21 protein-coding genes and 4 tRNA genes are annotated in these 25,835 nt (G+C 51.5%); 4 read left to right on the forward strand and 21 right to left on the reverse strand.

Annotated elements, in window-relative coordinates:
- Positions 1 to 329: 329 nt before the first annotated feature.
- Entirely contained in the window at positions 330 to 1,985 is a 1,656-nt protein-coding gene (gene aslA, locus C0K55_RS18410) for an arylsulfatase AslA (protein WP_105266698.1), read from the forward strand.
- Between the two features lie 177 nt (positions 1,986 to 2,162).
- Here aslA and C0K55_RS18415 read toward each other — a convergent pair whose 3' ends face one another.
- The 19 genes from C0K55_RS18415 to trxA all read right to left on the reverse strand — a co-directional run bounded on the left by C0K55_RS18415 (position 2,163) and on the right by trxA (position 18,702).
- The gene (locus tag C0K55_RS18415; protein ID WP_105266697.1) at positions 2,163 to 3,398 is read right to left on the reverse strand and encodes an anaerobic sulfatase maturase; all 1,236 of its coding nucleotides are present in this window, start codon (positions 3,396 to 3,398) and stop codon (positions 2,163 to 2,165) included.
- 146 nt (positions 3,399 to 3,544) lie between these two features.
- A tRNA-Pro gene (locus C0K55_RS18420) sits at positions 3,545 to 3,621 on the reverse strand.
- A 42-nt stretch (positions 3,622 to 3,663) separates the two neighbouring features.
- Positions 3,664 to 3,750 (reverse strand) — tRNA-Leu (locus C0K55_RS18425).
- Between the two features lie 20 nt (positions 3,751 to 3,770).
- A tRNA-His gene (locus tag C0K55_RS18430) sits at positions 3,771 to 3,846 on the reverse strand.
- Between the two features lie 58 nt (positions 3,847 to 3,904).
- Positions 3,905 to 3,981, reverse strand: a tRNA-Arg gene (locus tag C0K55_RS18435).
- Positions 3,982 to 4,083: 102 nt separating this feature from the next.
- On the reverse strand, positions 4,084 to 5,469 hold the full coding sequence (thrP, locus tag C0K55_RS18440; protein ID WP_000774725.1) for a bifunctional threonine/serine APC transporter ThrP: 1,386 nt from the start codon (positions 5,467 to 5,469) through the stop codon (positions 4,084 to 4,086).
- Between the two features lie 202 nt (positions 5,470 to 5,671).
- Positions 5,672 to 6,412 (reverse strand): lipopolysaccharide N-acetylmannosaminouronosyltransferase, encoded by a 741-nt coding sequence (wecG, locus tag C0K55_RS18445; RefSeq protein WP_001064030.1) that lies wholly within the window; start codon positions 6,410 to 6,412, stop codon positions 5,672 to 5,674.
- 2 nt (positions 6,413 to 6,414) lie between these two features.
- Complete coding sequence (gene wzyE / locus C0K55_RS18450) at positions 6,415 to 7,767, reverse strand: ECA oligosaccharide polymerase (RefSeq protein WP_000055110.1); 1,353 nt, start codon at positions 7,765 to 7,767, stop codon at positions 6,415 to 6,417.
- Positions 7,764 to 8,843 carry a TDP-N-acetylfucosamine:lipid II N-acetylfucosaminyltransferase gene (rffT, locus tag C0K55_RS18455; RefSeq protein ID WP_001517399.1) on the reverse strand — a complete coding sequence of 360 codons (1,080 nt, stop codon included), beginning with the start codon at positions 8,841 to 8,843 and terminating at the stop codon, positions 7,764 to 7,766. The genes wzyE and rffT overlap by 4 nt, the downstream gene beginning before the upstream one ends.
- Entirely contained in the window at positions 8,840 to 10,090 is a 1,251-nt protein-coding gene (wzxE, locus tag C0K55_RS18460) for a lipid III flippase WzxE (RefSeq protein WP_016262699.1), read from the reverse strand. Before wzxE ends, rffT begins: the two co-directional genes overlap by 4 nt.
- Before the next feature lies 1 nt (position 10,091).
- Positions 10,092 to 11,222 carry a dTDP-4-amino-4,6-dideoxygalactose transaminase gene (rffA, locus tag C0K55_RS18465; protein ID WP_105266696.1) on the reverse strand — a complete coding sequence of 377 codons (1,131 nt, stop codon included), beginning with the start codon at positions 11,220 to 11,222 and terminating at the stop codon, positions 10,092 to 10,094.
- A gap of 4 nt (positions 11,223 to 11,226) precedes the next feature.
- Complete coding sequence (gene rffC / locus C0K55_RS18470; RefSeq protein ID WP_001517401.1) at positions 11,227 to 11,901, reverse strand: dTDP-4-amino-4,6-dideoxy-D-galactose acyltransferase; 675 nt, start codon at positions 11,899 to 11,901, stop codon at positions 11,227 to 11,229.
- Between the two features lie 40 nt (positions 11,902 to 11,941).
- A complete protein-coding gene (wecC, locus tag C0K55_RS18475; RefSeq protein WP_000006637.1) occupies positions 11,942 to 13,204 on the reverse strand; it encodes a UDP-N-acetyl-D-mannosamine dehydrogenase in 1,263 nt (420 codons plus the stop codon).
- The gene (gene wecB / locus C0K55_RS18480) at positions 13,201 to 14,331 is read right to left on the reverse strand and encodes a non-hydrolyzing UDP-N-acetylglucosamine 2-epimerase (RefSeq protein WP_001517404.1); all 1,131 of its coding nucleotides are present in this window, start codon (positions 14,329 to 14,331) and stop codon (positions 13,201 to 13,203) included. Before wecB ends, wecC begins: the two co-directional genes overlap by 4 nt.
- 55 nt (positions 14,332 to 14,386) lie before the next feature.
- Positions 14,387 to 15,433: an ECA polysaccharide chain length modulation protein gene (gene wzzE / locus C0K55_RS18485; RefSeq protein WP_000193465.1), complete on the reverse strand. Its 1,047-nt coding sequence runs from the start codon at positions 15,431 to 15,433 to the stop codon at positions 14,387 to 14,389.
- An 11-nt stretch (positions 15,434 to 15,444) separates the two neighbouring features.
- A complete protein-coding gene (wecA, locus tag C0K55_RS18490) occupies positions 15,445 to 16,548 on the reverse strand; it encodes a UDP-N-acetylglucosamine--undecaprenyl-phosphate N-acetylglucosaminephosphotransferase (RefSeq protein ID WP_001050950.1) in 1,104 nt (367 codons plus the stop codon).
- 239 nt (positions 16,549 to 16,787) lie between these two features.
- A complete protein-coding gene (gene rho, locus C0K55_RS18500) occupies positions 16,788 to 18,047 on the reverse strand; it encodes a transcription termination factor Rho (protein WP_001517407.1) in 1,260 nt (419 codons plus the stop codon).
- A gap of 84 nt (positions 18,048 to 18,131) precedes the next feature.
- On the reverse strand, positions 18,132 to 18,233 hold the full coding sequence (gene rhoL, locus C0K55_RS18505; protein ID WP_001445787.1) for a rho operon leader peptide RhoL: 102 nt from the start codon (positions 18,231 to 18,233) through the stop codon (positions 18,132 to 18,134).
- A gap of 139 nt (positions 18,234 to 18,372) precedes the next feature.
- A complete protein-coding gene (trxA, locus tag C0K55_RS18510; RefSeq protein WP_001280776.1) occupies positions 18,373 to 18,702 on the reverse strand; it encodes a thioredoxin TrxA in 330 nt (109 codons plus the stop codon).
- Positions 18,703 to 18,832: 130 nt separating this feature from the next.
- On the opposite strand from trxA, the gene rhlB reads away from it, so the two are divergent.
- Both rhlB and gppA read left to right on the forward strand, forming a co-directional pair.
- On the forward strand, positions 18,833 to 20,098 hold the full coding sequence (gene rhlB, locus C0K55_RS18515; protein ID WP_000047512.1) for an ATP-dependent RNA helicase RhlB: 1,266 nt from the start codon (positions 18,833 to 18,835) through the stop codon (positions 20,096 to 20,098).
- A 135-nt stretch (positions 20,099 to 20,233) separates the two neighbouring features.
- Entirely contained in the window at positions 20,234 to 21,718 is a 1,485-nt protein-coding gene (gene gppA, locus C0K55_RS18525; protein WP_001517408.1) for a guanosine-5'-triphosphate,3'-diphosphate diphosphatase, read from the forward strand.
- A 62-nt stretch (positions 21,719 to 21,780) separates the two neighbouring features.
- Here the strand turns inward: gppA and rep are convergent, their stop codons facing one another.
- Entirely contained in the window at positions 21,781 to 23,802 is a 2,022-nt protein-coding gene (gene rep, locus C0K55_RS18530) for a DNA helicase Rep (RefSeq protein ID WP_001238901.1), read from the reverse strand.
- An 86-nt stretch (positions 23,803 to 23,888) separates the two neighbouring features.
- Here rep and ppiC point away from each other — a divergent pair, with 86 nt between their 5' ends.
- Entirely contained in the window at positions 23,889 to 24,170 is a 282-nt protein-coding gene (ppiC, locus tag C0K55_RS18535) for a peptidylprolyl isomerase PpiC (RefSeq protein ID WP_105266695.1), read from the forward strand.
- Positions 24,171 to 24,300: 130 nt separating this feature from the next.
- Here the strand turns inward: ppiC and ilvC are convergent, their stop codons facing one another.
- Positions 24,301 to 25,776, reverse strand: a complete 1,476-nt coding sequence (ilvC, locus tag C0K55_RS18540; RefSeq protein ID WP_001517409.1) for a ketol-acid reductoisomerase — start codon at positions 25,774 to 25,776, stop codon at positions 24,301 to 24,303.
- Positions 25,777 to 25,835: the final 59 nt, after the last annotated feature.

Raw genomic sequence — 25,835 nt, forward strand, 5'->3', positions numbered from 1 at the left:
ACCGAGTAAATCCTTCCCTTAGCCTGATGCTTTTTTATATGTGATATGAATGATTAAATATAATCAATTAATGATACGCATATTAATTACAGACAAAACTAAAAACAGCATCAATAATCAACGCGATATAATAAACACGCCTTACATATCGCATGCACGGGGGGTAGGATTGAAAACGCTCTCCTGATATTTCAATTTATTCTTAAGATAAATAGATAATTTATTTTCATCATCATTATTTATGAAATAATCCTGTCAGGGAGAGGGACCTCAATTATCAATGCTTAACTACGCCATCATTTTGATGACATTAAATCGGAGCATTTTGCATGGAATTTTCGTTCTCACCCAAGCTTCTTGTTGTCGCTGTCGCCGCCGCTCTTCCATTAATGGCCAGCGCTGCAGATACCCCGTCAACCGCCACCGCACGCAAAGGATTTGCTGGTTACGATCACCCAAATCAATACCTGGTTAAACCGGCAACCACCATTGCCGATAATATGATGCCGGTAATGCAGCATCCGGCGCAGGATAAAGAAACTCAGCAGAAGCTGGCAGAATTAGAGAAAAAAACCGGTAAGAAACCGAATGTGGTTATTTTCTTGCTGGATGACGTGGGCTGGATGGATGTTGGCTTTAATGGTGGCGGTGTGGCGGTGGGTAACCCAACACCAGATATTGACGCCGTTGCCAGCCAGGGGCTGATTTTAACCTCCGCGTATTCTCAACCCAGTTCTTCACCAACCCGCGCGACGATTCTCACCGGACAGTATTCTATCCACCACGGCATTTTGATGCCGCCGATGTACGGACAACCAGGTGGTCTGCAAGGGTTAACTACCCTGCCGCAATTATTGCATGATCAAGGTTACGTCACTCAGGCCATCGGTAAATGGCATATGGGAGAAAACAAAGAGTCGCAGCCACAGAACGTCGGCTTTGATGATTTCCGCGGCTTTAACTCGGTGTCTGATATGTATACCGAATGGCGCGATGTTCACGTCAATCCGGAAGTCGCCCTGAGTCCGGACCGTTCTGAGTACATCAAGCAATTACCGTTCAGCAAAGATGACGTTCATGCGGTGCGCGGCGGTGAGCAGCAAGCCATTGCTGATATTACGCCGAAGTATATGGAAGATCTTGATCAACGCTGGATGGAATATGGCGTTAAGTTCCTCGACAGAATGGCGAAGAGCGATAAACCATTCTTCTTGTATTACGGTACGCGCGGCTGCCACTTCGATAACTACCCGAATGCCAAATATGCCGGTAGTTCTCCGGCACGCACCTCTTACGGCGACTGCATGGTAGAAATGAACGATGTGTTCGCTAATCTCTATAAAGCACTGGAGAAAAATGGTCAGCTTGATAACACGCTGATTGTCTTTACCTCCGATAACGGTCCGGAAGCCGAAGTGCCACCGCACGGTCGCACACCGTTCCGTGGCGCGAAAGGTTCTACCTGGGAAGGCGGCGTTCGCGTACCCACCTTCGTGTACTGGAAAGGCATGATCCAAGCGCGTAAATCCGACGGTATTGTCGATCTGGCCGATCTCTTCCCAACCTCGCTGGATCTGGCAGGGCATCCTGGAGCGAAAGTGGCGAATTTAGTGCCGAAAACGACCTTTATCGATGGCGTAGACCAGACCTCTTTCTTCCTCGGAACAAACGGTCAGTCTAACCGCAAGGCTGAACACTACTTCCTCAACGGCAAACTCGCCGCTGTACGTATGGATGAGTTCAAATATCATGTTCTCATTCAGCAACCATACGCGTATACACAGAGCGGATATCAGGGTGGATTCACCGGCACAGTAATGCAAACGGCGGGGTCGTCGGTGTTTAACCTGTACACCGATCCGCAGGAAAGCGACTCCATCGGCGTGCGGCATATTCCGATGGGAGTACCGCTACAGACCGAAATGCATGCGTATATGGAGATCCTGAAAAAATATCCGCCACGCGCGCAGATTAAATCTGACTAAGCCGGCGCTATCGCTAAATCGGGCTGCACTGCTCTTGCCGGATGCGGCGTGAACGCCTTATCCGGCCTACGAAATCGTGCAAATTCAATAAATTGCAGCGTCCTGTAGGCCGGATAAGATGCGTCAGCATCGCATCCGGCAATCAACCGCAGGCGGCCACAAAATGGCCGCCGATTTTTACTTATTCACCACCATCAAATGTGCCTGCATAATGTCGCTGGCCGGGCGGCCGTGCGCCAGCAAATCAGCCATTGCTTTAAGATACGGAGGCAAATGGCGGAAATAGCGTTGATATCCGGCGCACAAATAATTCAGCCCCGGTTTGCCGCTGGCATCGAGCATAAAGCGGTGTTTCGGGCAACCTCCCCAGCACGCTTTTAACACGTTGCAACTGCGACACTGCGCCGGTAACTGCTTAAATTTATCTTCACCAAACGCCTGCTGTTGCGGGGAATCTACCATTTCTGCAATCGTCTGCTGAAGCATATTCCCCAGTCGATATTGCGGATAGACAAAGTGATCACAGGTGTAAACATCGCCGTTGTGCTCAACAATCACCGAACGCCCGCAGGTTGGCTGATGATGGCAAACCGCGCCAGGCGCGCCGACAAAATTGGCAAATGCCCATTCGATATTCATCACGAAAATCTTACCGACGTCGCGTTTGATCCAGTGATCGAAAATCGTCACCAGAAATTCACCGAACTCTTGCGGGCGCACCGACCATTCCGTCAGTTCCCCCTGAATATCGCCAGGCGCTCGTAATTTCAGTCCGTCGTGGGCTGCTGTTTCATCTGCCAGACGTTCCACCACCGGAATAAACTGGATGAACTCAACGCCCGCATCACGCAAAAATTCATAGACCTGCAACGGTTGCAGCACGCTGGTGCGATTGACGCACGCCAGAACGTTATAATCAACGTGATATTTTTGCAGTAGTTTAAGCGCGCGCATTACCAGTTTATGCGTTGGTCTGCCGCCTTTGGTAACGCGGTATTGATTATGGATCTCTGCCGGGCCGTCCAGCGATAAGCCAACCAGAAAATGATTTTCTGCCAGAAACGCACACCATTCGTCATCCAGCAGCACGCCGTTAGTCTGGAAGCTGTTACTTACCCGCCTGCCTGCACCATATTTTGCCTGTAGTGCCACAGCGCGGCGGTAAAATTCCAACCCCGGCAGCGTTGGCTCTCCGCCTTGCCAGGTAAAAGCAACTTCGTTTTGTGGTTCACTGGCAGCGATATAGTGGCGGACATACGCTTCCAGCGTGTCATCGTCCATATGTGTGACAGGATGTTCGCGGTAGAGAGAGTGTTTTTCGAGATAAAAACAGTAGTCACAGTTCAGATTACAATCGGAACCGCTCGGTTTCGCCATCACATGAAAAGCACGCGTTGGAACCTGTTGCAGCATAGTCGCTCCTTGCCTGAAATCGTCCTTCAATAAGCTAAGGGCGAAATCATACCGTGTGGCAATGAGTTACTACGGGCGTTTATTGCGAAGGGAGAGTGATGGAATACACAGAAAACAAAAAACCCCGCCGAAGCGGGGTTCAAAATTGGTCGGCGAGAGAGGATTCGAACCTCCGACCCACTGGTCCCAAACCAGTTGCGCTACCAAGCTGCGCTACTCGCCGAAATACTGCTTTTTGAATTTTTAGTTCAATCCTTTAAAGTCGTGGTGCGAGGGGGGGGACTTGAACCCCCACGTCCGTAAGGACACTAACACCTGAAGCTAGCGCGTCTACCAATTCCGCCACCTTCGCATTTTCACAACTTCTAATAATGGGGTGGCTAATGGGATTCGAACCCACGACAACTGGAATCACAATCCAGGGCTCTACCAACTGAGCTATAGCCACCACTACAAATCTTGTTACGCGGTATTACTACCACCGCAGCTCAAGCGCCGGGACTAAATGGCGCGCCCGACAGGATTCGAACCTGAGACCTCTGCCTCCGGAGGGCAGCGCTCTATCCAGCTGAGCTACGGGCGCTTAGCGCCGTTGCGGGGGTGGATAATACGGACTTCCCACCCCTCTGTCTAGTCCCTTTTTAAATAAAATGCGCGTTTGGTTACGCTTTGCGCATTTTGCTGCTTATTCCTCCAGTTTATGCGCTTTACCGTGGCGATTAAGCCCAAAAACTTTGTAAATCGCCGTCACCGCCAGCATGAAGATGATGCCGACAAACAGCGACATACGAGTATCTTCATTAAAGTACATGCCGATCAAAACGCAAATAAGGAACGCCATTGTCACATAATTTGCCCACGGGAACAGAATGGAGCGGAACGGATGGCTGGCAATCGCCGCTTTGTGCGCACGACGAAAACGCAGTTGGCTTATCAGGATCACAAACCACGGCACCATCCCCGGCAGCACGCTGGCGCTGTAGACGTAAACAAACACACGCTGCGGATTGGGAATGATGTAGTTCAGGCACGAGCCAATTAACAGGATGGCAATGGATACCGCTACTCCCGCAACCGGCACGCCGTGACGAGAAACTTTTGCCATCGCCGCCGGTAACTGACGGTTTTTCGCCAGTGCATAAAGCATACGTCCGCAACTGTACATACCGCTGTTACAGCCAGAAAGCGCCGCCGTCAGTACCACAAAGTTGATAATACCCGCGGCTGCGGTAATGCCAATTTTGGCGAAAGTCAGTACAAACGGGCTGCCATTGCTGCCAATTTCATTCCACGGGAAGATGGTGACGATAACGAAGATCGCGCCTACGTAGAAAATAAGGATTCGCCACAGCACTTTGCCTACCGCACTGCGCAACGTCACCTGCGGATTTTTCGCTTCACCGGCAGTAATACCAATCAGCTCCACACCCTGGTAGGACGCCACCACGATACACAGCGCCGTCAGGAACCCTTTCCAGCCACCCGCAAAGAAACCGCCATGCTCAGTGAGATTGCCAAAACCAATCGACTGCCCGCCATTGCCAAAGCCAAAGAAAATCACGCCCAGGCCAATGACTATCATAACGATGATCGTGGTGACTTTGATCATCGCGAACCAAAACTCGATTTCACCATACAGTCTGACCGCCGCCAGATTCGCCAGCGCCACCAGCGCCACCGCGATCAATGCAGGTATCCACTGTGCCATCTCCGGGAACCAGAACTGGACGTAGACGCCAATGGCAGTGATTTCCGAGATCCCCACCGCCATCCACATGAACCAGTAAGACCAGGCAGTGAGATAGCCAAAAAACGGGCTCATATAACGATGTGCGTAAACGGCGAACGAACCGGTAACCGGCTCAAGGAATAACATTTCGCCCATTGAGCGCATGATGAAAAAGACGAACAGCCCGGCGATGATATAGGCCAACAATACAGATGGCCCAGCCCATTTTAGGGTGCTGGCGGCCCCCATAAACAGACCAACGCCAATGGTGCCCCCCAGGGCGATGAGTTCGATATGTCGAGCTTCCAGCCCACGCTGTAGCTCTGGTTTATTATCTGCCATAAATCCTCGTGTTGTGTTTGCATGTTTTTCCGGTGTTACCGGTTATCGTTATGGGTACATCGAGTGTTGCGAATGTTTTCGTAATTCAGGAGAAATGGCAAATGAAGCATTAAAAATTTGAATGCTTTGTGTAATAAAACAGCAGGAAGGTGAAGAACAGGCGACATTGTGAACACTTATGCCGCCAGCAAGAGAGGGAAAATCAGAGGTTGCCGGTGTAATGCCAGCGTAAATAGCGCAGTAAACGGAGCTGACGCTTAATGCGACTCGGCTGCGAAAGCAGGCGATAGAGCCACTCCAACCCCAGTTTTTGCCAGATTTTCGGCGCGCGTTTCACATGGCCAGTAAAAACATCGTACGTTCCGCCAATGCCCATATAAAGCGCATCAGGATGCACCTGACGGCAGTCGCGCATGAAGATTTCCTGTTTTGGCGATCCCATTGCGACAGTGACGATTTGCGCGCCACTGGCATGGATACGCTCAAACAGCGCCTGACGCTGCTCGGGTTTGAAATAACCATCCTGGCTGCCAACGATATTCACATTCCACTGGCCGCGCAGTTTAGTTTCGGTCTGCGCCAGTACTTCAGGTTTGCCGCCAACAAGAAAAACGGGCGTCCCTTCTTTTCCTGCGCGAGCCATCAGCTCTTCCCAGAGATCGGCTCCAGCTACGCGGGAAACCTGTGACTGAGGATATTTTTTACGTACCGAACGCACGACGCTAATGCCATCGGCATATTTAAATTCGGCAGCGTTAATTAACGCCCTGACCTCGGCGTTATCTTCAATGGTCAGCATTTTTTCGGCATTAATGGCAACCAGCGTTCCCTGCTTAAGCTGCCCATCAGCGAACAGATAATCGAGGGCATGCTGCATATCACGCCAACCGATCAACTGTAAGCCACGCAGCGTATAGGTCGGTGCTGTGGTGTTGTTATTCATTGTTATCCTTCAATCTGCGTCCGGAGCGATGATTTTATTCGTTTATGAATGAGTCCGGCGCTATCAAAAAGCCAGTACAGTAGTTTTGCAATCATCAGGCTTGCACCGAAGACCACGATAAAAAAGACCACCCGCGAGACAAATGAATCCAGTCCTTCTCGCGCCAGCACGATCATATTGAAGATCGCCCCAAAGCAGAAACTGTGCAAAATCGCTGCCTTATAGCGATTGGTTTCGCGGTTGCCCAGCTCATACAGCCAGTCGAACCATTTTATAATCAGGCCAACCACAATCGCCCCAAGCGGAATAAACAACACACCGCCCATCACCACCAGTGAGCCGATAAGCGTAGGTGAGATAGCCAGCCCGGAGTGATTATTCAGCACTTCCCAGGTGAAATAGTTGGCGGAGTTCAGCACCATACTGGGCCGACCCGGCCACAGCCAGGAAGGAATAAAGACATAGAAATCACGGACAATCGGTGCCAGCCCCTGGAAGTCGATGTTGTCGTAGTTCTGCAATAGCAACGCCAGATTCTCCCACGGCGAGAAAGTGTCGCGGGTGAGATAGAGAAACGTGTAGAAAGCTTCATCACCGCTCACGTTCATTCCGTAGCGTTTTAGCGCCAGCCAGAACATACCGACAATCCCCAGCACGCCTGCCGCTGCCAGCATCCACAGTGAAATCCAACCGCGAATAATGCCGATAAACAGGAAGATAGCGAACGCGATAATGATATTGGCGCGAGTGCCACCGACAATCATGTAGGTCAGCAATCCAAAGGCAACGGTACTGACGAGGAAAAACAGCCACGCTTTGCTGTCCTGGCGCAGAAAATAGACCACCAGCATCGCCGGGATAAAAAAGTAAAAGAAGCGCTTTAACGCCACGCCGGAGACTTCACTGGAAAAGATCTGACTGTAGGAGTTAAGTCGGAACAACAAAAAGCCGTTGTGCATGAAGAAGATGCCGACACTGACCAACGCGATGCCCATCAGGAGAAACCAGGTAAGATTGGTTTCCACGCGATTCATGGTAAACACTGGACGGCGCGGTGCATCGGCAACACTTTTGCGTAAGCGGGTTTTGTAGGTGACGTAATAAACCGCGTAAAAGCAGCCCGCAGAAAGCAACGCCTGCAACAAGATTTCTGGCGGCGCGACACCAACATCAAAGCGGAATACCAGTACGCTGGTCAGCGGAAATCCGAAGAAAAACGTCAGCAAAAAAAGCAATGAAAAGAAGATATTGAAGTTAAATCGCACGCGGCGAAACTCAAACCAGGTCAGCGTGGCGATAAACAGCGTACAGAGCAGCCAGACAACAAACAGGCCGCTGAATTGCAGCAGGCTCATGCGACCTCCCCAGCGGCAATTGCCAGCGCCCGATGCCAGCCTTGCAGATAGTTTGGACTAAAGAAGGCAATGTGGTTTTTATCTACCGACGCCAACTGGCGCTGCGCTTCACGCACAATATCCTCGTTGAGATCGTCAGTGGTAAATAGCACCGGCAAATGTTGCTCCGTCATATCCTGCCAGAACGGGTTTTCCCGATTAAGTACGCAGGGAATACCAGCCTGAATCAACAAGCACAGCGTACCGATACCTTGCTGACGGGCAAAAATAAAGTAGCCGAGATCGCACTGGCGAAGTAGTGCCAGATAAGCGTCAAAATCCATTTTTTCGCTCAGAATTTGCAGATTTTCTTCGCTGAATAATTCCAGCCCCGCCTGACGAACTTCGTTGATATACGCATCGTTGTTGGCCGGATATCCCATCGGCACCACCACTTTCACCGTATCGCCAAACTGCCGATGCACAGCGCGTAAGGCAGCGATGTGTTCATTACTGCGATCGCCGGAGTTCCCCACCAGAATAGTCATTTTCCCTTCACGTTGCCGATCGTTAGCCATCGTATTGAGAGAAGGATCCATCCGGGTTGGGAAGTAAATCAGTTCGCCTCGCACCTTTGGATGCGTTCTGGCAAAAAAGCTCAAGTCTCCCCGAGTGGCAAATACACAGCCCACCCGCTTTTGTGCCAGGCGGCGCAGCGGATAAAAGAGCTTATATCTCAAGCCACTGGAAAGTTCATACAAATCAGCGCCCCATATATGCCAGTAAAACTGGCTGGGCTTGATTCCGCCGCTAAGCAGCGCCAGCCATAGTTTTGGATTGAACTGGCCATGGAAGAAAAACCGCTGTTGACGGTTAGCTTTCGCTTTCGCGATAACCGCTTCAGCCAGTGATTTTTTGTCTGCAAAAAAGCGGATAGTGAGCGCCGGACAGCTATCACTTAAGCCGTCGTCCTTGCCTGCAACCATAAACTCGCGCGCGTGCTCGCTTGTCGCAGCCAGCGCGTCGTTGAAAAACCGCAAAACGGTTTGGTTATGGTGAGGGATATCCGATCCCAAAACGTGAATCAGTACAGTCATGCCCGCCTACGCCAGAGTAAAAACACGCCACAACAAAGAGAAAAATAGACGATATAGGTTGCCATATATGCCTGCGCCGCGCCCAGCGCGCCATGCGCGGGGATCAACCAGTGGGCAAATACCATCAACAACGTGAACTGACTGACTTCCGCCAGAATATAAAACCGGAGCGACGCTTTGGCGATCACCAGATAACCAAAGACATAAGCGCCCACTTTTAACACATCGCCAACCAACTGCCAGGCAAAGAGATCGCGCATGGCGGTAAATTTGTTCGATAAAAGTAGCCAGATGGCAAAGTCACGCAGCAACCAGACTGTAAAACTCGCCGCTGCCACCGCCGGTAGAACGAATTTCAGCGACTTCACCACTTCGCGGGTGATATCGCGCTTTTCCGTTAGCCGCGACAGAGTGGGCAGTAAATACACGCTAAAAGAGGCGGTAATGAATTGCAGGTAGGCGTCGGAAATACTACTTACGCCTTGCCAGATCCCCACCTCATCCCAGCTATACTGCGCCGCCAGTAACTTACGCATCATGATGTAAGCAACGGGCAAGGTCACCGAAGTAATCAGCGCCATTAACGTGAACTTACTCAACTGCCCCGCCAGACCGCTATCCCAACTGGGTTTCAGATAGCTTAACGGGATAGCGCCACGTTTGATCAACATGATGGCAGCCGGAATCACCACCAACGCAGGAATCAGCGCCAGCCCAAGCAACGCGCCTTCATAGCCACCAAAACGGTAACTGACGTAGTAAGCGATAACACCAATCAGGCTGCCAACAATCAGCGATAACGCATTACCCGCGGCATCGCGAAAGCCTTTCATCAGCGCCAGCAACAGGTTGCCCCAGGCGATACCCATTTGCACCAGCGCCACTAAACGTACCAGCCCCTGGTAGTCAGTATTCCCGAACAATCCCTGGCTGATCGGAGCGGCTGCCAGCACAAAAATCAGCGCCATCAGCGTGGAGAAACCAAGCACCATCGCTGATGATGTACCCACCACACGACGTAGCTGCTGCGGATTATCATGATACTGGGCAACGTATTTGGTTACGCCGTTAAAAATGCCCGCCCCGGCAAGCACGCCGAGTACGGTAATCAACTGACGGAAGTTAGCCGCCAGCCCCAGCCCTGCCGGACCAAATGATACCGCCAGCAGCTTACCGACCAGTAACCCGGCACCAATCTTGACCAGCGTACTGGCCGCCGTCCATAAGGACGCTTTCGCCAGCGACATATCAGGAGAAGTAGTTCAGCAAGGTCGCAATTACCGTGCGTTGATTGACGGGCGACAGATTGTAGAACAGCGGCAGACGCAGCAAGCGCTCGCTCTCTTTGGTGGTGTAGCGATCTTCACCGTGGAACTCACCAAACCGTTCACCCGCCGGGCTTGCGTGCAGCGGAATGTAATGGAACACCGCCATGATTTCTGCTTCTTTCAGGAAGTTAATCAACGCATTCCGGTCATCAATATCACGCAGCTTAATGTAGAACATATGCGCGTTCTGCACGCAGCTATCCGGAATCGACGGCAGTTCGATACGCCCGGCTTTCGCCAGTGGTGCCAGTGCATCGTAATAGTTTTGCCACAGCGCCAGACGCTGCAGGTTGATACGATCCGCTGCTTCCAGTTGCGCCCACAGATATGCGGCTTGCAGATCGGACATCAAATAGCTGGAGCCGATATCGCGCCAGGTGTATTTATCCACCTGACCACGGAAGAACTGGCTACGATTAGTGCCTTTTTCACGGATGATCTCGGCGCGCTCAATCAATTTTTTATCATTAATCAACGTAGCGCCGCCTTCACCACCCGCGGTGTAGTTTTTGGTTTCATGGAAGCTAAAGCAGCCAATATGACCAATGGTTCCCAGCGCACGCCCTTTGTAAGTGGACATCACACCCTGAGCGGCATCTTCCACCACAAACAGGTTATATTTTTTCGCCAACGCCATAATGGTGTCCATTTCACAGGCCACGCCCGCGTAATGCACCGGCACGATAACGCGCGTTTTGTCGGTGATCGCCGCTTCAATCAGCGTTTCGTCGATGTTCATAGTGTCCGGGCGAACATCCACAAAAACGATTTTCGCTCCACGCAGCACGAAGGCGTTGGCGGTGGAGACAAAGGTATAACTCGGCATGATCACTTCATCGCCAGGCTGGATATCCAACAACAGAGCCGCCATCTCCAGAGAAGCGGTGCAGGACGGCGTCAACAGCGCTTTGGCGCTGCCAAAACGTTGCTCCAGCCACTGCTGGCAGCGACGGGTAAAACCACCATCGCCACACAGTTTGCCGCTACCCATTGCCGACTGCATATAATCGAGTTCGGTTCCCACCACCGGCGGTGCGTTAAATGGAATCATGTGATCACCTGTATAACCAGTACGCGGTGCTTTCTACATTTGCACCACTTTTTATGTATCGTTTAAGCGCGGCGGTGTTGCCCATCTGGGTCGCCACCCGCAATGTTGTTTTACCGCGAGCATACGCCCAGTTTAGCGCCGTTTGCATCAGCTCTGCACCTGCACCGCGTCCTGCCAACAGGCCAATACGCACGTCTGTCGCATTGAGCTCACGTAAAGAGACATAGCCACGAATATCGCCGGATGGCGTGCGTAAGATCAGACATTGATGATCAAAGGTGCCGTGCACGGCGTTTTCAATCCACTGCGCATAAAAGCGCCCACTGGCTTCAGGCGCATACCACGGTGCACGAAAACGGCTTTGCGCAAATGCCTCACTCGCTAACTGGCGTAGTACTGGAATATCTGTCTCTTGTGCCACTTCTGCGCCGCTATCACTGGCTCTGGTCACGGGTAGCGCCAAATCAACTTCACCTTCTACCAGTGAGAATCCCAACTGTTGCAGGGCATCCAGTTCACCGATATTTGATGCGACTATTTTGGCCTGCACCCGTGACCACGGCGCTAAGGCATCTGGTGTCAGGAGTGGCGCGTCAGGGTTAATACGCACGATGGCGCTATTAACACCAAAGAAGGCATTTTCCCAGGTGAGTGGCTCAATACTGGCGCGGACGGGCATAGTGTGGCTCCCTCAAAACAGTCATTCACTGCAATCTGTATCAGCGCCAGACCCCTTTGGTATCGACTACATACTGCTGCTTAACATGATCGCCGCTGATGGCTTTGAACTGACTGTGATCGACCAACATCACCAGCACGTCTGCCGTCGCCAGCGCTTCGTCAAGCTGCGCCAGCGTGCAAAGCCCGGCCAGTTTTTTCGGCAACTGGTGAATGTTCGGTTCAACGACCAGCGTCTCGCCGCTATGCCACTGGGCGATCAGTTCAGCGATTTCCATCGCCGGGCTTTCGCGCAGGTCATCAATATTCGGTTTAAATGCCAGCCCAAAGCAGGCAATTTTCACTTCGCTGGCGCGTTTATCGGTAGCGGCCAGGCAATCGGCAACCGCCGCTTTCACCTGATCAATTACCCAAAAAGGTTTGTGATCGTTCACTTCCCTGGCTGTACGGATAAGCCGCGCCTGCTGCGGGTTCTGCGCTACGATAAACCACGGATCAACGGCAATACAGTGACCGCCCACGCCAGGGCCTGGCTGAAGAATATTGACGCGAGGGTGGCGATTCGCCAGACGAATCAGCTCCCAGACGTTAATTCCCTGCCCGGCGCAAATCAGCGACAGTTCGTTAGCAAACGCGATATTCACATCGCGGAAGCTATTTTCGGTGAGCTTACACATTTCCGCCGTCCGGGAGTTAGTGACAACACACTCACCTTCGAGGAAAATTTTGTACAGTTCACTGGCGCGCGCCGAGCAAACCGGTGTCATGCCACCTATTACACGGTCATTTTTAATCAGCTCGACCATCACCTGCCCCGGTAACACGCGTTCCGGGCAATAGGCAATATTCACGTCGGCCTGTTCGCCCACCTGCTGCGGGAAAGTCAGGTCCGGACGCATTTCTGCTAACCATTCTGCCATTTTCTCGGTTGAACCCACCGGAGAGGTGGACTCAAGGATCACCAGCGCACCTTTTTTCAGCACTGGCGCAATGGAGCGGGCAGCCGATTCGACGTAAGCCATATCCGGCTCATGATCGCCTTTAAACGGCGTTGGTACCGCAATCAGCCAGGCATCAGCCTCAACGGGCGTTGTGCTCGCTCGCAAAAAGCCACCTTCCACGGCAGTTTTTACTACACTCGCCAAATCAGGCTCGACGATATGGATTTCGCCACGATTGATAGTATCAACCGTTTGTTGGTTGATATCGACACCAATCACCTGTTTTTGCCGTGAGGCAAACGCAGCGGCTGTCGGCAGCCCAATGTAACCCAGTCCGATGACAGAAATGGTCGCAAAACTCATAGTGATATCCGATTATTTTTTAACGCTTCCAGAATGCGAGAGCATGCCTGACCATCACCATAGGGGTTATGGGCGCGGCTCATCATTTGATATTCGTTGTCGTCGTTGAGAAGACGTGTCACTTCCTCAACGATCCGTTGTTTATCCGTCCCCACCAGACGCACCGTTCCAGCGGTAACAGCTTCCGGGCGCTCGGTGGTGTCACGCATCACCAGCACCGGTTTACCCAGCGAAGGTGCTTCCTCCTGAATACCGCCAGAGTCGGTCAAAATCAACCATGCGTGATTCATCAGCCAGACAAACGGTAAATACTCCTGGGGATCGATCAGAATGACGTTTTTTACGTGCCCCAGAATGCGACTAACCGGTTCTCTGACATTCGGGTTGAGATGTACCGGATAAACAATCTGGATGTCCTGATGAGTGGTGGCTATTTCTGCCAGCGCATGGCAAATCTCCTCAAAGCCACGACCGAAGCTTTCACGCCTGTGACCGGTCACCAGAATCATCTTCTTATCAGGGTCGATAAACGGGTAATTTGCCGCCAGTTCTGAACGCAGCATCTCGCTGCTCATCACTTGATCACGCACCCACAACAAAGCGTCGATAACTGTATTGCCGGTAATGAAGATTCGGCTATCAGCGACGTTTTCACGTAGCAGGTTTTGCCGTGAGGTCTCAGTTGGGGAGAAATGGTACATTGCCAGATGACCGGTCAGCGTGCGGTTAGCTTCTTCCGGCCACGGCGAGTAAAGATCGCCCGTGCGTAGCCCGGCCTCAACGTGACCAACAGGAATGCGCTGATAAAACGCCGCCAGACTGGTGGCCAGCGTCGTGGTGGTATCGCCGTGTACCAGTACAACGTCTGGTTTGAACTCGGCAAGAATAGGTTTTAATCCCTCAAGAATTCGACAGGTTATCTCTGTCAGTCCCTGTCCTGGCTGCATTATGTTGAGATCGTAGTCAGGTACAATGGAAAAGAGTTTCAGCACCTGATCGAGCATCTCCCGATGCTGCGCAGTGACGCAAACTTTAGCCTCAAAAAAAGGATCTTTTGCCAACGCATGCACCAACGGCGCCATCTTGATGGCTTCCGGGCGCGTACCAAATACAGTCAGTACTTTCACATCGATTCTCTTTGAATAAGCGGCGAGCGCCTTTGTGCTCACCGCAACTGTGTTGCTATTTCGAGCAACGGCGGGTTAATGCGACACCAGCCCCGATCAGCCCCCCGACAATGCCCCACATAATCATCAGGAAGGCACGGCGTGGGCTATCGCGTTTTACCGGTTCTTCCGGTGTACGCAAATAGCGATAGGTCTGAAAACGCGGATCCAGGGTTGGACCAACATTAAGGGTGTTTAACATGGCCCGATTCTGATCATAGTCGAGATCAAAGGCCGGGCCGACGGCCTGTAAATTTTCTAATCGCGCCTGCAGCATCGGGCGACCCAACAAAAACATTTCTGAATCAGGCAATTCATCCGCCGGGACATCTGTCGCGCTGCGAGAGATATTATGTTGCTCAGCGATTTTGAGTGCCTGCTCAATGCTGTTTACCCGGCGGTCGTAGATCGCTTTCGCGACTTCTTCCTGACGCTTCACCTGGGCTTTCATTTGGATAGTGCGCGCTGCCCATGCACCTTTCAGCTCATCATTCAGATGGCTGGCCGCGCGCTGACTGGCGAATGCGACATATTGACGCAGCAGATTATTGGCATCGGGGGCAGTTTCAGCAATCAATTTAACGTTATCGTTGATCGCTCGGGTGAAATCACCGGGAATAAACTGGATGTTGTTGATCATTTCATCCAGCAGAGCCGCATCTGCTTTGCTGTTGCCAACCATCCGCTGTTTGTAATAGTCGGTCTGCAACCAGAAATCGCGGCGGGTGTCCCACGACGCCAGTTGCATAACAAACTCTTTATAGGCTTCGTCCATGACCGATGGTTGATCGGCAGAAGCCATGTTCGAACGAACATCCAGGTTACGTAGAAACTGCTGCTGCGAGTAGTATCCGCCCAGCATATTGACCGTTGGACGATCGGTAATCGCCGTCGCGCTCCACTCCTGACGGGCGAAAAATGTATACGCCAGCGCAATTAACGCAAACGCCAGCCCCATGCCAACAATCCACAGCTTCCCAGCCCACAAGGTACGAAACAACCCACGAATATCCAGTTCATTTTCAGCATTTTCGGCTGGTTTCCCAGGCATTGGTTGCGTCATTACATCCTCGTTTATTTGGTTAAGTTGGGGCTGCCACCACGATTTCTGCGCAGTCGGCGTTTCACACGCTTAATAAAGCGAGCAACCTTCCAGGCGCGCTTAATGCAATAGCCATAGAGGAAGAATGCTAGCAAAAAGAGCACCAGCATGACCCATTCAGGGACAAAATGAGAATATTCTGCCAGTACGCCAATGGAAGCAAGCAGTGCAGCAGCAAGGGTAATCAGCACAAATGCCTGACGAGAAGTAAAGCCGGCACGCATGATCAAATGATGAATATGCTGGCGATCAGGCGAGAATGGACTCATGCCTTTACGCAGGCGACGATACATAATCGCCACCATATCCATCAGCGGAATAGCGATAATCCATAATGCAGTCACCGGGCTAATCGGATGTGTTTTGCCCTGAGTAGTTTCAAGCAGGATCCAGATTACGGTAAAACCAATCAATGTACTGCCCGCATCGCCCATAAACACTTTGTAGCGACGCCCCAGAATACCGAGGTTGAGCATGATGTATGGCAGGATGGCGGCGATCATCGCAAAGCACCAGATAGCGAGGCTGGTTTGCCCATCGAACCACAAAATCATGCCAATTGCCGCAAACGAGACGCAGGACAACCCACCCAGCAGACCATCAATGCCATCAACCATGTTGAAAGCATTAATTGCCGCCCAGACGGCAAACAGCGTCAGGAAATAACCAAACGGCCCAAGCACCATCTCCCAGGAGCCAAAAATATAGCCCAGGCTACTGAGATAAAGTTTGCCAAACACCATCATAACGATGCCAACAGCAGCCTGTATGGTGGCACGGATTTTTACACTAATATCGAAACGGTCATCCAGTGCGCCGATGAACACCAGGACGCCCGCACAGGCGAGGTAGAGAGCTGCATGCGGAATGTAGTAATCAACAATTCCGAACGTAAAGCAAATCCCTGCGAAAACTGAAATACCCCCAACGAGCGGTATCAATCCCTGGTGACGTTTGCGGAAGTTAGGTTTATCCACTAAACCGACTTTTTTTGCCACCTTACGGGCAAAAAACAGAAACAGTGTCGTGAATAAAAAAATACTGATGAGATCAGTACTCACTGTCAGTAAATTCACAATGCATGCTCTCAGAGAAAATTATTAGCAGAAGTATACCCACGAAGACCTTTATTCAGAAGGGAAACTCCTTTCTGAACCTATCAGCCCTGTGCAAAAATTAATCATTCACCATAAAAATTGTATAAAATACCCGCAATAACCAGGAATTTTCCCACTATCACAGGCATGCCGCTAAGATTACAGATATAAAAGCAAAACGCCACGTAAACACGTGGCGTTTTTGGCATAAGACAAATTTATGAACGTTTCATCATATCGAAGAAATCGTCATTGGTCTTGGTCATTGCCAGTTTATTAATGAGGAATTCCATTGCATCGATTTCGCCCATCGGGTGAATGATTTTGCGCAGGATCCACATTTTCTGTAGCTCTTCCTGAGTGGTGAGCAACTCTTCTTTACGCGTACCGGAACGGTTGTAGTCGATAGCCGGGAAGACGCGTTTTTCTGCGATCTTACGAGAAAGGTGCAGTTCCATGTTACCTGTACCTTTAAACTCTTCGTAGATAACTTCGTCCATTTTGGAACCGGTGTCGATCAACGCCGTCGCGATGATGGTCAGGCTGCCGCCCTCTTCTACGTTACGCGCCGCACCGAAGAAGCGTTTCGGACGGTGCAGTGCGTTAGCATCCACACCACCGGTCAGCACTTTACCAGACGCAGGAACAACAGTGTTGTAGGCGCGCGCCAGACGGGTGATGGAGTCGAGCAGAATGATAACGTCTTTCTTGTGCTCAACCAGGCGTTTTGCCTTCTCGATCACCATTTCCGCAACCTGAACGTGGCGAGATGCCGGTTCGTCGAAGGTAGAAGCGACAACTTCACCTTTAACCAGACGCTGCATCTCGGTTACTTCTTCCGGACGTTCGTCGATCAGCAGAACCATCAGCACACAGTCTGGGTGGTTGTAAGCAATGCTCTGGGCGATGTTCTGCAGCAGCATGGTTTTACCCGCTTTCGGCGGTGCCACAATCAGACCACGTTGGCCACGCCCGATTGGTGAAGCCAGATCCAGCACGCGTGCGGTCAAATCTTCAGTAGAACCGTTACCACGTTCCATACGCAGACGAGAGTTTGCGTGCAGCGGGGTTAAGTTCTCAAAGAGGATTTTGTTGCGAGCGTTTTCAGGTTTGTCGAAGTTAACTTCATTAACTTTCAGCAGCGCAAAATAGCGTTCACCTTCTTTCGGCGGGCGAATCTTACCAGAGATGGTATCACCAGTGCGGAGGTTGAAACGGCGGATTTGGCTGGGAGAAACGTAGATGTCATCAGGACCGGCGAGGTAGGAGCTGTCTGCGGAACGGAGGAAACCAAATCCATCCTGCAATATCTCCAGTACGCCATCACCAAAGATATCTTCGCCACTCTTTGCGTGCTGCTTCAGGATGGCAAAAATAATGTCCTGCTTACGCATACGGGCCAGATTTTCCAGCCCCATATTTTCGCCGAGAGTGATCAGCTCAGAAACCGGCGTATTCTTTAATTCGGTAAGATTCATAGTGGTGTGAGTTCTTAAACTTGGGGTAAATCTCGAACTTAATGTTGTGAATGGTATGGCAGGATCATCCATGCCTGTTTACGGTCATCGACTCATGTCTTTTCGCTGTCTGGTCACAGGAGAGTACGCAGAACTGAAACGACAAGACGGATTGAGTGACAAACCAGAAATCTGTTCACTTCGCATTAGATAAAAACGGGAAGCGTTGGATATTACAAGATTCAAACTTAATAAGGTAAGTTTAATACGAAGTCAACATTAAGTTAGCATGGCTCACGCCGGGCGTCCAGTTTTTAGCGACGGGGCACCCGAACATGACGTTCCCTTATGCCAGGTTGGCGTCGAGGAACTCTTTCAACTGACCTTTGGACAGTGCACCCACTTTGGTTGCCGCGACTTCACCGTTTTTGAACAGCAACAGAGTCGGGATACCACGGATGCCATATTTCGGCGCAGTGCCAGGGTTTTGATCGATGTTCAGTTTTGCAACGGTCAGTTTACCCTGATATTCGTCAGCGATTTCATCCAGAATCGGGGCGATCATTTTGCACGGACCGCACCACTCTGCCCAGAAATCGACGAGGATCGCCCCGTCCGCTTTGAGTACATCCGTATCAAAACTGTCGTCAGTCAGGTGAATAATTTTATCGCTCATATATAACTCCACAGGAATAAGCCTGGCGTGTTGGTTTCGTTGTTGGTGTAACATTAACCAACTAAAGGTTGACTTTATTTCACCGGATACGCTTTCGTAAAGCAATAGTAAGCTGATATTCTATCACACTATGAGCAAAACACATTTAACAGAACAGAAGTTTTCCGACTTCGCCCTGCATCCGAAAGTTGTAGAAGCCCTTGAAAAAAAAGGGTTTCATAACTGTACGCCCATTCAGGCACTGGCCCTTCCGCTAACGCTGGAAGGTCGTGACGTAGCCGGGCAGGCGCAAACCGGTACTGGGAAAACGATGGCGTTCCTGACGTCAACGTTTCATTACCTTCTCTCTCATCCCACCATTGCCGATCGCAAGGTGAACCAGCCACGTGCCTTAATTATGGCACCGACGCGTGAACTTGCCGTGCAGATCCACGCCGACGCGGAGCCGCTGGCGCAAGCTACCGGTCTGAAGCTGGGCCTGGCTTATGGCGGCGACGGCTACGACAAACAGCTAAAAGTGCTGGAAAGCGGCGTTGACATCCTGATTGGCACCACGGGTCGTTTAATCGACTACGCCAAACAGAATCACATTAACCTTGGCGCTATTCAGGTCGTGGTGCTGGACGAAGCCGATCGTATGTACGATCTGGGCTTTATTAAAGATATTCGCTGGCTGTTTCGCCGTATGCCGCCAGCAAATCAGCGCCTCAACATGCTGTTCTCCGCCACGCTTTCGTACCGGGTACGTGAACTGGCGTTCGAGCAGATGAATAACGCCGAATACATCGAAGTGGAACCGGAACAGAAAACGGGCCACCGCATTAAAGAAGAGCTTTTCTACCCTTCTAACGAAGAAAAAATGCGTTTGCTGCAAACGCTGATCGAAGAAGAGTGGCCAGACAGAGCGATTATTTTCGCCAACACCAAACATCGTTGCGAAGAGATCTGGGGTCACCTGGCGGCAGATGGTCATCGTGTCGGGCTGTTGACGGGCGATGTGGCGCAGAAAAAACGTCTGCGTATTCTTGATGAATTTACCCGTGGCGATCTGGATATTCTGGTTGCTACCGACGTAGCCGCACGTGGTTTGCATATTCCGGCCGTAACCCACGTCTTTAACTACGATTTACCCGATGACTGTGAAGATTACGTTCACCGTATCGGCCGTACTGGCCGCGCTGGTGCAAGTGGTCATTCCATCAGCCTGGCGTGTGAAGAGTATGCATTGAATTTGCCTGCCATTGAGACCTATATTGGTCATTCTATTCCGGTAAGCAAATACAATCCGGATGCATTGATGACCGATCTGCCAAAACCGCTACGCTTGACGCGCCCGCGCACAGGCAACGGTCCGCGTCGTACAGGCGCTCCACGTAATCGTCGTCGTTCAGGTTAAATAAATAATGTCATACTCAAAATCATTCAAACTGCATCAAGATGGCAAGAGAATGAATCCCGATGAGCTTACTGTAGTAAGTGATTCGGGTGAAAGAACACAGCCAACGCAGAGACAGATTGAAGGATGAAGAGTATGAGTTCCACCTCGTCGCTTTATGCAGCCATTGATCTCGGTTCGAATAGTTTTCATATGCTGGTTGTGCGCGAGGTGGCTGGTAGTATCCAGACGCTGACGCGAATTAAACGCAAAGTACGTCTGGCTGCTGGTCTGAACAGCGAAAATGCCCTGTCTAATGAAGCAATGGAGCGCGGCTGGCAATGCCTGCGCCTGTTTGCTGAACGTCTGCAAGATATCCCTCCTTCGCAAATTCGCGTTGTTGCTACGGCGACGTTACGTCTTGCTGTCAACGCTGGTGATTTTATTGCCAAAGCGCAGGAAATTCTTGGTTGTCCGGTGCAGGTGATCAGCGGTGAAGAGGAAGCTCGTCTGATTTATCAGGGCGTTGCTCACACTACCGGTGGAGCCGATCAGCGCCTGGTGGTGGATATCGGGGGAGCCAGTACTGAACTGGTAACCGGCACGGGTGCACAAACCACCTCTCTGTTCAGTCTGTCGATGGGCTGCGTCACCTGGCTGGAACGCTATTTTGCCGATCGTAATCTGGGGCAGGAAAATTTTGATGCCGCAGAAAAAGCGGCACGCGAAGTGTTACGTCCGGTTGCCGATGAATTGCGTTATCACGGCTGGAAAGTGTGCGTTGGCGCTTCCGGAACCGTGCAGGCCTTGCAAGAAATCATGATGGCGCAGGGAATGGATGAACGCATTACCCTGGAAAAGTTGCAACAACTGAAACAGCGCGCCATTCATTGCGGTCGGCTGGAGGAGCTGGAGATCGACGGGCTGACGCTGGAACGCGCGTTAGTATTCCCGAGTGGTCTGGCGATCCTGATAGCCATTTTTACCGAACTGAATATTCAGTGTATGACGCTGGCTGGCGGCGCACTGCGTGAAGGCCTGGTTTACGGCATGTTACATCTGGCCGTCGAGCAGGATATTCGCAGCCGTACGCTGCGTAATATTCAGCGCCGCTTTATGATCGATATTGATCAGGCACAGCGCGTAGCCAGCGTTGCGGCTAACTTCTTCGATCAGGTGGAAAATGCATGGCATCTTGAAGCAATTAGCCGCGATTTGCTAATCAGTGCCTGTCAACTTCATGAAATTGGCCTGAGCGTTGATTTCAAACAAGCGCCGCAACATGCTGCTTATCTGGTGCGAAACCTGGATCTTCCCGGTTTTACTCCCGCGCAGAAAAAACTGCTGGCGACGCTGTTGCTCAACCAAACTAATCCGGTCGATCTCTCATCGCTGCATCAACAAAATGCCGTCCCGCCGCGCGTTGCGGAACAACTCTGTCGTTTACTGCGCCTGGCCATCATTTTTGCCAGCCGTCGCCGTGACGATTTAGTGCCGAAGATTCAATTACAGGCCAGCCATGAACAGTTGACCTTGACGCTGCCGCAAGGGTGGTTAGCCCAACATCCGCTGGGTAAAGAGATTATCGAGCAAGAAAGCCAATGGCAGAGTTATGTTCATTGGCCGCTGGAAGTATATTAACGAGTAATGTGCCGGATGCGATGCTAACGCATCCTGTCCGGCGATAATTCCGTGCCCCTTAACTATTTCCCTCGTTTTGCTGCCATCATCGCTTTCAGATTTGCCAGATGGCTTTGCCCTTTCTGCATCCGTTCTTCCGCGCTGACCACTTTGCGCTCCTGCTCCCAAATCAGATCATCCTGCGGTAACTCTAACAGGAAGCGACTCGGCTCCGGGCGCACCAGTTCACCGTACTGACGACGCTCTTTACACAGCGTAAAGGTCAATTCCTTCTGGGCGCGGGTGATCCCTACATAGGCCAGCCGCCGCTCCTCATCAATATTGTCTTCATCGATGCTGCTCTGGTGCGGTAAAAATCCTTCTTCCATACCGACCATGAAAACATAGGGAAACTCCAGCCCTTTCGATGCGTGGAGAGTCATCAGTTGCACCTGATCCAGTTCTTCCTCGCTTTCACCTCGCTCCATCATGTCGCGCAGAGTAAAGCGCGTCACCACCTGGGTTAACGTCATCGGCTCATCCAGTTCGCTGCCTTCCAGCATCTCCGTCATCCAGCTAAACAGTTGGTTGACGTTCTTCATGCGCATTTCGGCGGCTTTCGGGCTGGGCGATGTTTCGTACAGCCAGGATTCATAATCCATGCCGTGGATCAGATCGCGCACCGCAGCAATCGGCTCCCGCTCCGCCAGACGCTGGATTTCCGCCAGCCAATGAGTAAAGCGAGTCAACGCTTCATAACCACGCCCACTCAGTGTTTGACTCAATCCCATATCAAAACTGGCGGTAAACATACTTTTATTGCGGGTCATCGCCCACTCGCCCAGCTTTTTCAGCGTTGCCGGGCCAATCTCTCGTTTCGGCGTGTTGACGATACGCAGGAACGCACTGTCATCGTCCGGGTTAGTCAGCACACGCAGATAAGCCAGCAAATCCTTGATTTCCGGGCGGGAGAAGAATGAAGTACCGCCGGAAATTTTGTACGGGATGCGGTTTTGCATCAGGAATTTTTCAAACACTCGCGACTGATGATTACCGCGATAGAGAATGGCGTAATCTTTGTACTGTGTTTTATTGACGAAGTGATGCGCAATCAGCTCGCCAGTAACGCGCTCGGCTTCATGTTCTTCATTATTCGCGCTTAATACTTTTAGCTCCGCGCCGTAGCCCAGTTCGGAGAACAGGCGCTTTTCAAAGACGTGCGGGTTATTAGCGATAAGGATGTTGGCCGCTTTCAGAATACGTCCGGAAGAGCGGTAGTTCTGCTCCAGCTTAATCACCTTCAACGCCGGGAAATCCTGGCTCAACAGCACCAGATTTTGCGGACGGGCACCACGCCATGAGTAGATTGACTGATCGTCATCGCCCACCACGGTAAAGCGCGCGCGGCTACCCACCAGCAGTTTCACCAGTTCATACTGGCTGGTGTTGGTGTCCTGATACTCATCCACCAGCAGGTAGCGAATTTTGTTCTGCCAGCGTTCGCGTACTTCTTCATTGCGTTGCAACAACAACGTTGGCAGCAAAATCAGGTCATCGAAGTCGAGAACGTTGCACGCTTTCAGGTGCGCATCATACAGTCCATAACAATGGGCAAAAATACGATCCCGCTCGCCCTTTGCCTCTGCCGCCGCCTGCGCCGGAGTTTTCAGATCGTTCTTCCAGTTAGAGATGGTCGAAATCAACTGTTGCAGGAGAACTTTGTCATCTTCAATCAGACCCTCGGTCAGCTCTTTGAGCAACGCCATCTGATCGGTATCGTCAAACAGCGAAAAGTTCGCTTTCATTCCCAGCGCCGCATATTCGCGCTTGATGATATCCAGCCCTAATGTATGGAAGGTGGAGATCATCAACCCACGCGCCTCTTTGCGCCCCAGCGTCTGCCCAACACGCTCTTTCATCTCGCGTGCCGCCTTATTGGTAAAGGTCACCGCTGCAATATGTCGCGCCTGGTAACCGCAACCGCGGATCAGATGGGCGATTTTATTGGTGATAACACGAGTTTTACCGGAACCCGCGCCCGCCAGCACCAGGCAGGGGCCGGTAACGAATTCGACAGCTTGTTGTTGGCCGGGGTTTAGACGCATAGAAAAATCGCTCAATGAAAGTCGGGAGGGGAAAATAACAGCGTGGTAGTATAGCCAGCCTCATCCATACCACTCAAGGCACGATCATGGCAAAAACGGCAGCAGCACTGCATGTCCTTGTAAAAGAAGAGAAACTGGCTCTGGAACTTCTGGAACAGATTAAGAACGGCGCTGATTTCGGCAAGCTGGCGAAGAAGCACTCCATTTGCCCGTCAGGCAAACGCGGCGGTGATTTAGGTGAGTTCCGCCAGGGTCAGATGGTTCCGGCATTCGATAAAGTGGTTTTCTCTTGTCCGGTACTGGAGCCAACCGGCCCGCTGCACACCCAGTTCGGCTATCACATCATTAAGGTGCTGTACCGTAACTAACAAAAAAACCGGTGCATTTGAACACCGGGTTTTTGCCTGATGGCGCTGCGCTTATCAGGCCTACAGAACGTGCACTTTTTGTAGGCCGGATAAGGCGTTTACGCCGCCATCCGGCACCGTATGTAGCCGCTTAGCCTGCAACCGCAATACGTTTCATATCCGTCATATAGCCACGCAGTTTCTTACCTACCTGCTCGATAGCATGGCTGCGAATGGCTTCATTCACATCACGCAGTTGCGCGTTATCAACGGCACCTTCCGGAATAGCTTTACCCAGGTCGCCCGGTTGCAGCTCTGCCATAAACGGTTTCAGCAGCGGCACGCAGGCGTAAGAGAACAAGTAGTTACCATACTCGGCGGTATCAGAGATAACGACGTTCATTTCGTACAGACGCTTACGGGCGATGGTGTTGGCAATCAGCGGCAGTTCGTGCAGTGATTCGTAGTAAGCCGACTCTTCAATGATGCCGGAATCAACCATGGTTTCGAACGCCAGTTCAACGCCTGCTTTTACCATCGCGATCATCAGTACGCCTTTATCGAAGTACTCCTGCTCACCGATTTTGCCTTCAAACTGCGGCGCGGTTTCGAACGCGGTTTTGCCGGTCTCTTCACGCCAGGTCAGCAGTTTCTTATCATCATTGGCCCAGTCAGCCATCATGCCGGAGGAGAATTCGCCGGAGATGATGTCGTCCATATGTTTCTGGAACAGCGGTGCCATGATCTCTTTCAGTTGTTCAGAGAGCGCATAAGCACGCAGTTTTGCCGGGTTAGAGAGCCTGTCCATCATCAGGGTGATGCCACCCTGCTTCAGAGCTTCGGTGATGGTTTCCCAACCGAACTGAATCAGTTTTTCTGCATATGCCGGGTCGGTGCCTTCTTCCACCAGCTTGTCGAAGCACAGCAGAGAACCAGCCTGCAACATACCGCACAGTATGGTTTGTTCGCCCATCAGGTCAGATTTCACTTCCGCAACGAAGGAGGATTCCAGCACGCCCGCACGGTGACCACCGGTAGCCGCAGCCCAGGCTTTGGCAATCGCCATACCTTCGCCTTTCGGATCGTTTTCCGGGTGAACGGCAATCAGCGTCGGTACGCCAAACCCACGTTTGTACTCTTCACGCACTTCAGTGCCCGGGCATTTCGGTGCAACCATCACCACAGTGATGTCTTTACGGATCTGCTCACCCACTTCTACGATGTTGAAGCCGTGGGAGTAACCCAGCGCCGCACCGTCTTTCATCAGCGGCTGAACAGAACGCACTACGTCGGAGTGCTGCTTATCCGGCGTCAGGTTAACCACCAAATCCGCCTGCGGGATCAGCTCTTCGTAAGTGCCGACTTTAAAACCGTTTTCGGTCGCTTTACGCCAGGAAGCGCGTTTCTCAGCGATCGCCTCTTTACGCAGGGCATAAGAGATGTCCAGACCAGAATCACGCATGTTCAGGCCCTGGTTCAGGCCCTGTGCACCACAACCGACGATGACCACTTTTTTACCCTGAAGGTAGCTCGCGCCGTCAGCGAATTCTTCGCGGCCCATAAAGCGACATTTACCCAACTGCGCCAGTTGCTGGCGCAGATTCAGTGTATTGAAGTAGTTAGCCATGGTGATTCCTCATGATGTTGTGCTTCTTATTGTTCGGTTCGCGTTTGCGAGATTAAATT

Origin of the sequence: Escherichia sp. MOD1-EC6098 (assembly GCF_002965865.1) — a bacterium.
In the GTDB taxonomy this organism is placed as follows: domain Bacteria; phylum Pseudomonadota; class Gammaproteobacteria; order Enterobacterales; family Enterobacteriaceae; genus Escherichia; species Escherichia marmotae.